Source organism: Candidatus Poriferisodalis sp. (assembly GCF_965204195.1).
GTDB lineage: Bacteria > Actinomycetota > Acidimicrobiia > Acidimicrobiales > Poriferisodalaceae > Poriferisodalis.
The window spans coordinates 3,448,328-3,462,110 of sequence record NZ_OZ241975.1 but is presented as its reverse complement, the minus strand read 5'-3'; the positions used below and the strand labels follow the sequence as shown (position 1 = coordinate 3,462,110).

At 69.1% G+C, this 13,783-nt stretch carries 11 protein-coding genes; all 11 read left to right on the top strand.

Annotated features, from left to right (window positions below; translation table 11 throughout):
* Positions 1–86: 86 nt before the first annotated feature.
* The 11 genes from ACOGI8_RS15590 to guaA all read left to right on the top strand — a co-directional run bounded on the left by ACOGI8_RS15590 (position 87) and on the right by guaA (position 13,742).
* Positions 87–3,881 carry an SIS domain-containing protein gene (locus tag ACOGI8_RS15590; RefSeq protein WP_419854716.1) on the top strand — a complete coding sequence of 1,265 codons (3,795 nt, stop codon included), beginning with the start codon at positions 87–89 and terminating at the stop codon, positions 3,879–3,881.
* Positions 3,882–3,893: 12 nt separating this feature from the next.
* Entirely contained in the window at positions 3,894–4,262 is a 369-nt protein-coding gene (locus tag ACOGI8_RS15585) for a holo-ACP synthase (RefSeq protein ID WP_419854715.1), read from the top strand.
* 27 nt (positions 4,263–4,289) lie between these two features.
* Complete coding sequence (locus ACOGI8_RS15580) at positions 4,290–5,726, top strand: NAD(P)H-hydrate dehydratase (RefSeq protein ID WP_419854714.1); 1,437 nt, start codon at positions 4,290–4,292, stop codon at positions 5,724–5,726.
* On the top strand, positions 5,723–6,946 hold the full coding sequence (gene alr, locus ACOGI8_RS15575; RefSeq protein WP_419854713.1) for an alanine racemase: 1,224 nt from the start codon (positions 5,723–5,725) through the stop codon (positions 6,944–6,946). The genes ACOGI8_RS15580 and alr overlap by 4 nt, the downstream gene beginning before the upstream one ends.
* Positions 6,947–6,958: 12 nt before the next feature.
* The gene (gene tsaE / locus ACOGI8_RS15570; RefSeq protein ID WP_419854712.1) at positions 6,959–7,462 is read left to right on the top strand and encodes a tRNA (adenosine(37)-N6)-threonylcarbamoyltransferase complex ATPase subunit type 1 TsaE; all 504 of its coding nucleotides are present in this window, start codon (positions 6,959–6,961) and stop codon (positions 7,460–7,462) included.
* Positions 7,463–7,487: 25 nt separating this feature from the next.
* On the top strand, positions 7,488–8,186 hold the full coding sequence (tsaB, locus tag ACOGI8_RS15565) for a tRNA (adenosine(37)-N6)-threonylcarbamoyltransferase complex dimerization subunit type 1 TsaB (RefSeq protein ID WP_419854711.1): 699 nt from the start codon (positions 7,488–7,490) through the stop codon (positions 8,184–8,186).
* Between the two features lie 86 nt (positions 8,187–8,272).
* On the top strand, positions 8,273–8,854 hold the full coding sequence (gene rimI / locus ACOGI8_RS15560; protein ID WP_419854710.1) for a ribosomal protein S18-alanine N-acetyltransferase: 582 nt from the start codon (positions 8,273–8,275) through the stop codon (positions 8,852–8,854).
* On the top strand, positions 8,851–9,858 hold the full coding sequence (gene tsaD / locus ACOGI8_RS15555; protein ID WP_419854709.1) for a tRNA (adenosine(37)-N6)-threonylcarbamoyltransferase complex transferase subunit TsaD: 1,008 nt from the start codon (positions 8,851–8,853) through the stop codon (positions 9,856–9,858). The genes rimI and tsaD overlap by 4 nt, the downstream gene beginning before the upstream one ends.
* Before the next feature lie 178 nt (positions 9,859–10,036).
* Positions 10,037–10,327 carry a co-chaperone GroES gene (gene groES, locus ACOGI8_RS15550; protein ID WP_419854708.1) on the top strand — a complete coding sequence of 97 codons (291 nt, stop codon included), beginning with the start codon at positions 10,037–10,039 and terminating at the stop codon, positions 10,325–10,327.
* A 34-nt stretch (positions 10,328–10,361) separates the two neighbouring features.
* Positions 10,362–12,011, top strand: a complete 1,650-nt coding sequence (gene groL / locus ACOGI8_RS15545; protein ID WP_419854707.1) for a chaperonin GroEL — start codon at positions 10,362–10,364, stop codon at positions 12,009–12,011.
* A gap of 153 nt (positions 12,012–12,164) precedes the next feature.
* Complete coding sequence (gene guaA / locus ACOGI8_RS15540; RefSeq protein ID WP_419854706.1) at positions 12,165–13,742, top strand: glutamine-hydrolyzing GMP synthase; 1,578 nt, start codon at positions 12,165–12,167, stop codon at positions 13,740–13,742.
* The last annotated feature ends 41 nt before the right edge of the window (positions 13,743–13,783 follow it).

Genomic DNA, 13,783 nt, shown 5'->3' with positions numbered 1-13,783 from the left:
GGCCATGGCCCGCGCGGTCGACACCGCCCAATTGCGGGCGTGGCACCGGGCCGACGGGCGGTCGGGTGCTCGGTACCCTCGCTGGTGTGTGCGGGATTGTGGCCGTCATCGGCCGCCGCGACGACCGGGTTGCGCTGGAGGCAGCAGATGTTGTCCCGCTCCTGCATGACGCCACGGCGCTGCTCGCCGATGCGCTGGCTGGCAGTCGATCCGATGCCGGGGCCCGCAGCTCCTTCGTCGACCTGATCGAGACCGCCGCGGACTCGCTGCGGCGGGCCGATGAATTGCTGCGATCGCTGCCGGGGGTTCGCCTGCTGGTTGCCGATGCCAAGTGCGTGCTCGACATCGAAGCTGCGCTGGAGGCCATGGACGCGCACATAGTCGACATCGACCGCTTGGCCGAGACGGGAGAGGTGCTGAGCGACGAGCGCGACCGCGCCGGCGGCGCTGACGTTCATGCTGTCGAGAACCAGTTCGAGCGCATCAACGCAGGCTTGGGCGAATTGAAGGACCATGCATTCGCATTGCGCCGGGACCGCTTGCGGATGGCCCGCGAGGTGGTCGGACTCTGGGGCGGCACGCCCCCGGCGGCAGCCGTGGGAGGACTCTGGTCGATCCAGGTGGCGCTGTCGGCACTCGACCGTCTTGAGGTTCGAGGGCGAGACTCGGCTGGGCTGCAGGTATTCGTTCACGGGGCACACCTCGACGCCGATGCTCGCAGCGTCGGCGGTGCGCACGGCGGGCGGCTCACCGATCCGCTCTTCGGCGCCGGTGCGGCGCGCGACACCGGCAACGGGCTGGCGTTCGTGTACAAGACCGCGTCAGAAATCGGAGAACTCGGCGACAACACGGTGGCCCTGAGATCGCAGATTCGCCAGGACAGCTTGCTGCGCTGGGCGCTGTCTGCCGACGGTGCCGAGACGGTTGTGCTGGGCCACACCCGGTGGGCCAGCATCGGCATCGTCTCGGTGCCCAACACCCATCCCCTCGATGCATGGGATCCCGCGGCCACAAGCTCGAATGGCGGCGATGTTCCGCACATCGCCGCTGTGCTCAACGGGGATGTCGACAACTACGCCGACCTGATCGCGCAGCGACGGCTTCAGATTGCGCCCGAGATCACGACCGACGCCAAGGTCATCCCGACGATGCTGCGCCAGACGCTCGCTGCAAGCTCCAATGGCGAGCATTCCACGAGTAGTTCAGTGCAGCGGCGGCAAGCCTTCGCTGGGTCAGAACAGCTTCGGCAAGCCTTCGCTGATGCCGCCAGCAGCTTCGAGGGCTCGGTGGCGATAGCGGCGCATGTCTCCGCGATGCCCGACGTGGTGGCGCTGGCGCTGCGGGGGAGCGGGCAAGCGCTGTACGTGGGCGCGACGGGCCCGTCGTATGTCGTCGCCAGCGAGCCGTACGGCCTGGTCGAGGAATGCCGCCAGTACGTCCGCCTCGACGGGGAGACCCCGTCCGATCCGGCGAACCCCGTGGGCAGCCGCGGCCAGATCATGCTGGTCCGCACGCCCGCCGGCGCAGCGGCCGAGTTCACCGCGCTGCGCCGCTGCTCCTACGACGGCACCGAGTTGCCCGTTGACGCCGGTGACATCGTCACCGCCGAAGTCACCACCCGTGACATCGACCGGGGCGACCACCCGCACTTCTTGCTGAAGGAGATCGGCGAGGCCCCCCGGTCGCTGCGGGCCACATTGCGTGGCCGGATTGACACAGCCACGTTGCGTGGCCGCATAGACACAGCCACATTGCGTGGCCGCACAGAGACAGACGCAGCCACAGCAGGCCCGCTGCGTCACGCCCGGCTTGGACCCGACGCCCTGCCTGCCGATGTCCGGTCGCGACTGCAGGACGGTTCCATCCGCCGCATCGTTGCCATCGGCCAAGGCACAGCAGCCGCCGCGGCGTCGTCGCTGCCGCACTTCTTCGAGACCCTCCTGGAGCCGTCGCGCACGCTGGGCAGCGTTGAGGTGACAGCGCCCTTGGCCACCGAGTTCAGCGGCTTCGGCCTGCACGCCGACCTGTCCGACACGCTGGTCGTGGCTGTCAGCCAGTCCGGCACCACCACCGACACCAATCGGACGGTCGATCTCGCTCGCGCCCGGGGTGCGGCTGTGGTCGCCATCGTCAACCGGCGCGGCAGCGACCTGACCGACCGGGCCGACGGCGTGCTCCACACCTCCGACGGCCGCGACGTGGAGATGTCGGTGGCGTCCACCAAGGCCTTCTACGCACAGGTTGCGGCGTGCGCGCTGCTCGCTTCCGCCATCGCTGCCGATATCCGGCCCGACGACGCCGCGACGACCGCTGCCGTCAGCGATCTGCTCGGCGGGCTGGTCAAGCTGCCCGCCGCACTCGAAGCCGTGCTCGCATCGCACGACGAGATCGCCCGGGTCGCCCGGCGCCACGTGGGCGCCCACCGCCACTGGGCCGTGGTGGGGAATGGCGCCAACCGGATCGCATCCCGTGAGATTCGCATCAAGCTGTCCGAGGTCTGCTACCACGCCGTCGCCGAGGACGGGACCGAGGACAAGAAGCACATCGACCTCTCGTGCGAGCCGCTCATCTGGGTGTGCGCGACCGGCCTCACGGGCTCAGTCGCCGACGACGCCGCGAAGGAGGTGGCGATCTACCGGGCGCACCGTGCAACTCCGATCGTGGTGGCCTCCGCCGGCACCGGCCGCTTCGACGCCGCCGCGGAGCTGCTGGAGGTTCCCGCCGTGCATCCGGCAGTGGACTTCATGCTGGCCACGGCCGCTGGTCACTTGTACGGCTACGAGGCGGCGCTGACCATCGACGCCCTGGCCGATCCGTTGCGCGAGATGCGTGCCAGCACCGAATCGCTGCTCGCGGTTGCCGGCAGCGACGGGTCATTGCCGCTGGCCCACGGCCGCGCTGACGCATCGCTCGGTGCCCCCGGCCGCGAGGGCGACCTGCTGGCCGTGCTGGCCGAGCGCCTGCGCGCGCCGGCCAATCGCTTCCGCGACGGCGTGCGCGCAGGCAGCTACGACGGGCACCTGCGGGCAGGCACGGCGGCTCGCCTGGGAGCGGTGCTGCGATACGCCGTGGGCATGACGCCGCTGGAGATGTACCAGGCGGACATCGGCAAGGTGGGGCTGCCCTCGGTCGTCATCGACGACTTCACCGATGCCCTGAATATCGCCATCGACGAACTCACCCGACCGGTCGACACCATCAAGCACCAGGCCAAGACCGTCACCGTGGGCATCTCGCGTGCAGATGAGACGCTGCTCGACTCGATGCTGGTGGCCGCAGCGCTCGAAGCCGGTGCGCCCAGGGATCGGCTGTCGTACGCGGCCTTGCGCACGCTGGCTGCGCTCGACCCGGCGGTGGCCGAGGTCACCGGCTGGTCGCGTTACCGCATCGAGGGCCAGGTGGCATCGGCCAGCAGCCCGGAGATCACGATCTGGCTGACCGATCGGGGCGGCACGGCGCTCGGCATCGAGTCGCGCACGGCGACCAACCCACAGCTGCGCGGCAGCAAGCACCGTGCCGCCTACGAGCGGGAGGTCACCGTGGCCCGCGGCCGCGACGGCCGCACGGTGCTCCACATTCCCGAGACCAAGGACGGAACGACCACCGGGCTCACGCTGCTGCACTGCCGCTTCGTCGAACGGCTGCGTGCGCCGGTGATGCGGGCGGTGCTGATGGGCTACCGCGGTCGTTACGGGGCGCTGGCCGACGCGGTCACCGAGACGCTGCCATGGTTCCGCGACGATCTGCTCGGCACGCTCGAAGTATTCGATCTGCTGACCCGACCGGTGTACGTGCTTGCGGAGCATTGGCTGGGCGCTGCAGCCCCGTCCGCTGGCGGCGGCGCACCTGACTCGCCCGCCAGCGATGAGCCGCGTGAGTAGGGCCGTGGGCGCGTGAGCACCTCGATCGGGCTCGACATGGTGGACGTCCAGCGATTCGCCGCAGTGCTCGAACGGCGCAGCGGCATGCGCGCCCGCCTGTTCACCCCCGCGGAGCTCGCCTACGCCATGGGGACGGTCGATCCCGACACCCGCCTCGCCGCCAGATTCGCTGCGAAGGAGGCAGTGATGAAGGTGTTGGGCATCGGCTTGGGGGCGTGCAAGTTCCGCGACGTCGAAGTGGCACGGCATCGGGGCGGCCGACCCGAACTGGTGCTCCGGGGCCTTGCGGCCGAACGGGCGGCGGCGGCCGGCCTGTCTGAATGGCAGGTGACGCTCACCCACACCGACTCGGTGGCAGCCGCCATGGTGCTGGCGCAATAGGCCTGGAGCGAAACGGTGATCCCGATCGTGACGCCGGCTGAGATGGCGGCAATCGACGCGGCCGCGCCTGAGGGCACCGATGTGCTGGTGGCGCGTGCCGGCGCGGCCGTGGCCATCGCCGCCCGGCGGATGATGGGCGGCACCTACGGCCGGAGAGTGCTCGTGGCCGCTGGCAAGGGGAACAACGGCGCAGACGGGCGGGTCGCCGCGGCGGCGCTGGAGCGATGGGGCGTGCGCTGCCGCATCGCGACGCCGCCTGAAGCGCTTGAGCTCGTCGCCACGGCCGATGCTGAGGTGCCTGCGCGGGCGGTGTGGGATCTCGTGATCGATGCCGCGTACGGAACCGGGCTGCGCGGAACGTGGGGTGCGGATCGAGCACCGGCGGCACCCGTGCTGGCGGTGGACATCCCCTCCGGCATCGACGCGCTGACCGGTGAGGACCATGGCTGCTGGCCTGCGGCCGAGACCGTCACGTTCGGCGCGCTGAAGCCCGGCCTGTTGCTGCACCCCGGTGCCGCCGCAGCCGGCGAGGTACGCCTCGCGCCGATCGGTCTCGATGCCAGTGCTGCTGGGTCTTGGCTTGTCACCGACGCCGATGCCGATGCTGCATTGGTCGGCCTGCAGCCGGCGGCCCACAAGTGGCGACGCGCGGTGCGAGTGATCGCCGGATCGCCCCAGATGCGCGGGGCTGGCTCGCTGGTGTGCGCAGCAGCTCAGCAGGCGGGCGCGGGCATGGTCGTCATCAGCTCGCCGGGTGTTCGCTCGGGCGATATCGCCCGACCCACCGAGGCGGTCGCGCGCGATCTCCGCCCGGGCGCCTGGGCAGAGCCTGCGCTGGAGGGCATCGAGCGATTCGACGCAGCAGTCATCGGCCCAGGCGTAGGAACGGATCCCACGTCGTTGGTCCAGATGGCGCACTTCATCTCCGAATGCCCGCTGCCGCTGGTGGTTGACGCAGACGCCCTCACCGCAGTGGCGGCGCATCCCGAGTGCCTGCAGCGCCGGGCTTCGGCCACGGTCCTCACGCCGCACGACGGTGAATTCGCCAGGCTCACCGGCGCGCCACCTGCTGCGGACCGGTTCGAGGCAGTGCGGCACGCCGGTGCCTCGCTCGGTGTCTTCGTGCTGCTGAAGGGTCCCGCAACGTTGATCGCTAGTCCGCCGTGCCCGCCGGCACCGCCGATGGTGCTCGCCGTGAACTCAGGCACCGCACGACTGGCAACGGCGGGCTCGGGCGATGTGCTGTCGGGCGTCATCGCCGCGGTGCTGTCCGGCGGTCACGACTCGCACGGCGTCACGTCGGCGGTCGCGGCAGCGGCGCACTGGCACGGCCGCACGGCCAGCGTCGGATCACCAGCCGACCAACCTGTCATGATCCCCATGGTCGCCACCGCTCAAGTCGAAGCGCTCACGGCCGCCCGCGATGCGCTCCAGCGGCCCCAGCCAGGGACAGGGCCGACATGAGCGACGCGTCAGAAACGCAGCCGGGTCCCATTGACGCATCGGAGATGCGTCCTACCTGGTGCGACATTGATCTCGACGCGCTCGACCGCAACTTGGCAGCGATCCGCCGACACGTCGGCGAGGCCGAGGTGGTGCCGGTCGTCAAGGCCAACGCCTACGGCCACGGCATAGCGCAGATCGGGCTGGCGCTGCAGGCGGCTGGGGTGTCGTGCGTGGCTGTCGCCTATGTCGAGGAAGCGCTGGCACTGCGCAATGCCGGCGTGACCATCGACATCCATGTCCTCGGTGGCGCTGTCGAGCGCCAGATCCCGCTGTTCCTGACCCACAACTTGATCCTCACGGCGCCGTCGATCGACAAGCTCCGCCAGATCGACGAAGCCGCCGTCGCTGCAGGCACCAGCGCTCGGGTGCATCTCAAGATCGACACTGGCATGGAGCGCATCGGTGTTCACCACTACAACGCCGAGGGGCTGTTCACTGAATCGCTCCGCTGCCGCTCGGTCCGCGTCGAGGGAGTGTTCAGCCACTTCGCCAACGCCGACAGCGCTGATCTGTCCGACGCGCGCATGCAGCTCGACCGTTTCGGTGAGGCACTGAGCTTCTACGAACGCCATTCGCTGCCCACGCCCGTCCGGCACATGGCGGCATCCGCGGCCATTGCCCGCCTGCCCGAAGCCCACCTCGATCGCGTCCGCCCCGGCATCGTGCTGTACGGCGTGGCTCCCAAACCCGAGATCGCAGCCGCCCTACCGACCGAGCCGGTGCTGAGCTGGCACAGCGAGGTCGTCTATTTCAAGGTCGTGCCCCGCGGTGCAGCCGTCGGTTACGGCAGCACGTGGACCGCAGATCGCCAGACCCGGGTGATCACCCTGCCCGTGGGGTACGCCGACGGTTACGCCCGCTCCCTGGGCACAGGTCCGCAGCAGGGGCCAGCACAGGGGCCGGCAAACGTGCTCATCGACGGTGCGCCGCACCCCGTGGTGGGCCATGTCTGCATGGATCAGACGATGGTCAACATCGGCGATGGCAGCGCTTACAACGGCGACCGGGTCACCCTCGTCGGCCACCAGGGCGACGAGGGTGTCACCATCACCGATCTGGCCGATTGGTCCGGTCGCAGCCCATACGAAGTGCTCACCGGAATCTCGCTGCGCGTCCCCCGCGTCTACCGCCGGGCAGATTCCCCGCATTGCGGTCTCGCTGATCGCAGAGCACGCTAGACAAGCTCCGTTATGCGGTTCCGCACCACAAGCGCCGACGGGACGCGAGCTGTCGCGGCGGCGCTGGCCCCGCTCTTGCGCCCTGGCGATGTGTTGCTGCTGTCGGGCGACCTGGGCGCTGGCAAGACGGTGTTCACGCAGGGGCTGGCGGCAGCACTCGGAGTCGCCGAGCCGGTGACCAGCCCTACCTTCACGTTGGCGCAGAGCTACCAGGGCCGCATGAGGTTGCACCACCTCGACGTGTACCGGCTGGAGAACCTTGGCGAGGTGCTCGACCTGGATCTGCCCGAGCTGCTCGACGACGATGCGGTGGTGTGCGTGGAGTGGGGCGAGGTGGTGATCGGCGAACTGCCACGCGACTTCCTGCGCGTACGCATCCGGCTTGCCGACCCCGGCGAATCGCCCGACATCCGCATCTTCGAGGCCGACCTCGTCGGTCCGAGTTGGCACGCTCGCGCCGACTCGCTTGCCGCGGCGTGGCACTTCGCCGACAGCTTCCCGGTGCCGCCGTGTTAGCTCACCACTGCGCGGAGGCAGCGCAGTGTTAGTACTTGGCATCGAGACAGCGACGCCGCAGGTCGGCGTGGCCATCGGCGGGCACGAGGGCATCATCGCCTCGTTCCACACCACCCGAGACCGGCGCCACGCCGAGACGCTCGTGCCGGCGATCCAGTTCCTGTGCGAGCAGGCGCAGATGAAGCTGTCGCAGATCGGCCTGGTGGCCGTCGATGTCGGCCCGGGCCTGTTCACCGGCTTGCGCGTGGGCTTGGCGACGGCGAAGTCCATCGCACATGCCTGCCGGGTTCCGATGATCGGCGTCTCCAGCCTTGACCTCACGGCGTTCCCGGCACGCTTCAGCGATCGGCTCATCGTCTCCACTGTCGACGCTCGCCGGGGCGAGATCTTCTACGCCACCTACCGGCGGGCGCCCGGGGGGATCCAGCTCATGAGCCCGCCGGCAGTCGATCAGCCCATCGACGTGGCCGCGCAGCTGATGGCAACGGGTGCCGAAACGCTGATCGTGGGCGACGGTGCCGAGCGCTACGCCGAGGTGCTGGGCGACGTGCGGGGAGCGGAGATCGGCCGGGAGGGGCTGCGCCATCCCAATGCCGGAGCGCTGGTGGAGCTGGCGCACGCCCGGGCGCTGCGCGAGGAGTTCGTGAGCCCGTCCGAGATAGCGCCGATGTACCTGCGCGCCCCCGACGCCCGCATCAACTGGCAGCAGCGGGAGCGATCGTGAGCACGCCAGCCGCACCCAAAGCTGCAATCCCTGCTGGCCGGCGGCGTGCTCCGATTGTGCTTGGCTCAGCGCCGATCATCGTGCCGATGCGGCGCAAGCATCTGCGCGAGATCCGCCGTATCGACAAGCTGGTGTACCCGCGGCCCTGGTCGATGGCCCTGTACCTAGACGAGTTGCAGCGTGGCGGCGAGCGGGTGTACCGCGTGGCCTGCACGCCGGGATCAGACGGCCGGCCCTCCGGCGTCATCGGCTACGGCGGCTTCATGATCGTGGCCGGGGAGGGGCACATCACCTCCGTGGCGGTGCATCCCCACTGCCAAGGTCAGCGCGTGGGCGCACGGATGATGCTGGAGCTGCACCGCGAGGCCCGACGCATCGATGGGCTGCAAGCGCTGACGCTGGAGGTGCGTTCCTCCAACGCTGCGGCGCAACGGCTCTACCGCTGGTTCGGCTATGCGCCCGTCGGCACCCGCGAGAACTACTACCGGGGTGGCCCCGGCGGAAAGCGAGAGGATGCGCTGGTGATGTGGTGCCACGACATCGACAGTCCCTCCCACGGCGAACGCCTGGACGACATCGCCACGGCCCTCGGCATTACCGAGGGCGGATCAGGCGCGGCCCTCGGCATTACCGAGGGCGGATCAGATACAGCCATGGGGGTGCAATGACGACCATCCTCGGCATCGAGACCTCCTGCGACGAGACGGCCGCAGCGGTCGTGGACGACGGCCGCGACGTGCGCTCCAGCATCGTCAGCAGCCAGGTGGATCTCCATGCCCGCTACGGCGGCGTGGTTCCCGAGATCGCGGGCCGCGCCCACGAAGCCCTCATCACGCCTGTCGTGGCCGAGGCGCTCGTGGAGGCCGGTGCTGCCGACAGCGACATCGACGTCGTGGCGGCCACCTGCGGTCCCGGATTGGTGGGCAGCCTGCTGGTGGGGGTGGCTGCTGCCAAGGCGCTGGCGCTCGTGTGGGACGTTCCCTACATCGGCATCAACCACCACGAAGCCCACCTGTACGCGGCGCTGCTCGATGAGCACGACGCCGAAGTGCAGTTCCCGCTGGTCACCCTGCTGGTCTCGGGCGGACACACGATGCTGATCTCGTTCGAAGGCCACGGCCGCTACCGCCTGCTGGGTGCCACCCGTGACGATGCCGCCGGGGAGGCCTTCGACAAGGTGGCCCGCTACCTGGGGCTCGGCTACCCGGGCGGTCCCATCATCGACCGGCTGGCGTCCGAGGGCGACCCCACTGCGGTCCCGCTCACGAGGGCCATGCTCGACGACGGCTACGACTTCTCGTTCTCGGGCATCAAGACGGCGGTCATCAACTGGGTTCGAGCCCACCCCGACGTCGCCACCGCCGACGTTGCGGCGTCGTTCCAGGCCTGCGTGACCGACGTGCTCACCCACAAAGCCCGCAAGGCGGCCCGCGAGATATCCGCAGCGGGCATCTGCCTGGCCGGCGGCGTAGCGGCCAACAGCGCGCTGCGGGAGCGAACGCTCGACATCTGCATGGAAGACGGCATCAACGCCTACCTGCCGAGCCGAGCCATGTGCACCGACAACGCCGCCATGATCGCCGCAACGGCCTGGTACCGCCTGGCCAGCGACGGCCCTTCCGACCTCGACGGCGGCGCCGATCCCAACCTGCGCATCGACTTCCTCAACTGACCTGCGACTGGCTCGTTGGAAGCCCAGAAAGCGAGCCCGGATCGGGGTGCCGCGAGGTTGTGGCCGCTCACGCGTGCTCGTATCGTTAGCACTCGCCCGGTGAGAGTGCTAAGTGCCGCCGGGCAGTTCCATGACACGCCCCAGACAGGGCACAGCGCCACAGGAGGCACTGCCGACCATGAACCTGAAGCCACTTGAGGACCGCATTGTCGTGCGTCCGAGCGACGCGGAGGAGACCACCGCCAGCGGCTTGGTCATCCCCGACACCGCCAAGGAAAAGCCCCAGCAGGGCGAGGTACTTGCTGTCGGCCCCGGCAAGCGTTCCGACCAGTCGGGCGACATCATCCAGATGGATGTCGGCGTCGGCGACACCGTCGTGTACAGCAAGTACGGCGGCACCGAGATCACCGTGGCCGGCGAGGATCTGCTCATCCTGAGCGCCCGCGACGTCCTGGCCATCGTGGCCTGACGCTGGCTGCGCTGACAAGAAAGAGAACCAACACATGCCGAAGATCCTGAAGTTCAGCGAAGAGGCCCGGCGCGGCCTCGAAGCTGGCGTCAACAAGCTGGCCGATGCGGTCAAGGTGACCCTGGGGCCCAAGGGCCGCAATGTGGTGCTCGAGAAGTCATTCGGGGCACCCACGATCACCAACGACGGCGTGAGCATCGCCCGCGAGATCGAGCTGGACGACCCGTTCGAGAACATGGGCGCTCAGCTCGTCAAGGAAGTGGCCACCAAGACCAACGACGTCGCCGGCGACGGCACCACCACCGCCACCGTGCTGGCCCAGGCCATGGTCCGTGAGGGCCTGCGCAACGTGGCCGCCGGTGCCAACCCGATGGAGCTCAAGCGGGGCATCGAGACCGCTGTGGCTGCCGCTGTTGACGAGATGGTCGACATGTCGACCGACGTCTCCGACGACAAGGACAAGATCGCCAGCGTTGCCGGGATCTCCTCGGCCGACACCACGATCGGCGAGACGCTCGCCGAGGCGTTCGACAAGGTCGGCAAGGACGGCGTCATCTCGGTTGAGGAATCCAACACGTTCGGCGTCGACCTCGAATTCACCGAGGGCATGCAGTTCGACAAGGGCTTCCTGTCGCCGTACTTCGTGACCGATCCCGACCGCCAGGAAGCTGTCTTCGACGACCCGTACCTGCTGTTCGTGAACGGCAAGATCGGCGCGGTTGCCGAGATGGTGCCGGTGCTCGAGAAGGTCATGCAGACCGGCAAGGGCCTGGTGATCATCGCCGAGGACGTCGAGGGCGAGGCGCTGGCCACGCTCGTGGTCAACAAGATCCGCGGCACGTTCTCATCGGCAGCCGTGAAGGCGCCTGGCTTCGGCGAGCGACGCAAGGCGATGCTGGCCGACATGGCGATCCTGACCGGCGGCGAGGTCATCTCCGAAGAGGTCGGCCTGAAGCTCGACAACACCACCCTCGACCTGCTGGGCACCGCCCGCAAGGTGATCATCACCAAGGACGAGACCACGATCGTGGAGGGTGGCGGCGATAGCGGCGACGTCGATGGGCGTGTCGTGCAGATCAAGCGTGAGATCGACGAGACCGACTCCGACTGGGATCGCGAGAAGCTGCAGGAACGGCTGGCGAAGCTGGCCGGCGGTGTGGCGGTGATCCAGGTCGGCGCGGCCACCGAGGTCGAGCTGAAGGAAAAGAAGCACCGCATCGAGGACGCGGTGTCGGCCACCCGGGCCGCGATCGAAGAGGGCATTGTGCCCGGCGGCGGCACTGCGCTGCTGCGGGCTCGTGCTGCTGTGGCAGCACTCGACCTCGACGGCGACGAGGCCACTGGCGCTCGCATGGTGCATCGTGCGCTGGAAGGCCCCAGCCGCCAGATCGCGCAGAACGCCGGCTACGAGGGTGCTGTCATCGTGCAGCAGATCGAGCAGGCCGACGGCAACACGGGCTTCAATGCCGACACCGGCAAGTTCGAGGACCTGGTGTCTGCCGGCGTCATCGACCCGGCGAAGGTGACCCGTGCGGCGCTGCAGAATGCAGCGTCGATTGCGGCGCTGCTGCTCACCACCGAGACACTGGTGACCGACAAGCCCGAGGAAGCCGATCCTGCCGCTGCTGCTGCGGCTGCTGCTGCCATGGGCGGCGGCATGGGCGGCATGCACGGGATGATGTAGCTCCCGCTCCACTCCCTCCCAAACAGGCACAGGGCCGGCGTTTGCGCCGGTCCTGTGTCGTTCTCGGGCGGTGCCCGGCTGCCAAATCCCGCAGTGCCGCCGGAGCCCAGCGGTACCCTCGTTGTTTTCCCCAACTCGGCGCAGCTGCGGCTTATGTCCACTCACTCTCCGGCGGCCGGCGCGGTCGCCCACCCAACGGTCTTGGTGGTGGACTTCGGCGCGCAGTACGCGCAGCTGATCGCCCGGCGGGTGCGTGAGGCGCAGGTCTATTCCGAGCTCGTGTCCCACACGGCCACTGCCGCCGAGCTCGCCGAGCGCTCGCCCGCGGCCATCATCTTCAGCGGCGGCCCGGCATCGGTGCACGTCGAGGGCGCCCCGGGCATCGACCCTGCCGTGTACGAGCTGGGCGTGCCGATCCTGGGCATCTGCTACGGGTCGCAGCTGCTGGCCCGCGACCTGGGCGGGCAGGTGGATCGCAGCGGTCGGGGCGAGTACGGGCGCACCACGATGACGCACGCCGGAGTGCCCTCCGAACTGCTCGGGGATGCCGGCGTCGGCGGCGGCTCCGCCGAGCCCGTGTGGATGTCGCACTTCGACGCCGTGGTCGAGCCGCCCGAGGGTTTCACGGTCACAGCGTCCACTGCCGACAGTCCAGCTGCTGTCATCGAAGACCCGCGGCGCCGCTTCTACGGGGTGCAGCACCACCCCGAAGTCGCGCACACGCCGGGAGGCCAAGCCCAGCTCGAGCGGTTCCTCCACGGCATCTGCGGGATCAACTCCGAGTGGACGATGGCCAACGTCATCACCGAGAGCATCGAGGCCATCCGGGCCCAGGTGGGCAGCGCACGGGCCATCTGCGGGCTGTCGGGCGGGGTGGACAGCGCCGTGGCCGCCGCGCTGACACAGCGGGCCATCGGCAGCCAGCTCACCTGCGTGTTCGTGGACACAGGACTCATGCGTGCCGACGAGGGCGAGCAGGTCACCGACACGTTCCGGCGCACGCAGGGCATCGAGCTGATCCATGAGCGGGCTGCCGAGGAGTTCTTCGAGGCACTGGCTGGCGTGACCGACCCGGAAGACAAGCGCAAGATCATCGGCGAGAAGTTCGTGCGCATCTTCGAGCGCGCCGCGGGCGGCATCACCGACGCCCGCTTCCTGGTGCAGGGCACGCTGTACCCCGACGTGATCGAATCGGGCTCGCCGACGGCGGCAAAGATCAAGAGCCACCACAACGTGGGCGGGCTGCCCGAAGACATGGCGTTCGAGCTAGTGGAGCCGCTGCGGAACCTGTTCAAGGACGAGGTGCGGGCCGTCGGCGCCGAGCTGGGCCTGCCGCCCGAGATCGTGCAGCGCCAGCCGTTCCCCGGGCCGGGTCTGGGCGTTCGGATCGTGGGCGAGGTCACGCCCGATGCCGTCGAAACGGTGCGAGCGGCCGATGTCATCGTGCGCGACGAGATCACGAAGGCCGGCCTCGACGGGGACGTGTGGCAGGGGTTCGCCGTGTTGGCCGATATCCGGAGCGTCGGTGTGATGGGCGATGAGCGCACCTACGCCCGCCCGATCATCGTGCGCGCCGTCACCAGCGAGGACGCCATGACAGCCGACTGGGCCCGCCTGCCCCATGACCTGCTCGAGTTGATGTCGTCACGGATCGTCAACGAAGTGCCCGGCGTCAACCGGGTCGTCTACGACATCACCTCCAAGCCCCCCGGCACCATCGAATGGGAATAGCCCGATGGGAATAGGCGGGGGCTCGCAGCGCAACCGCAACT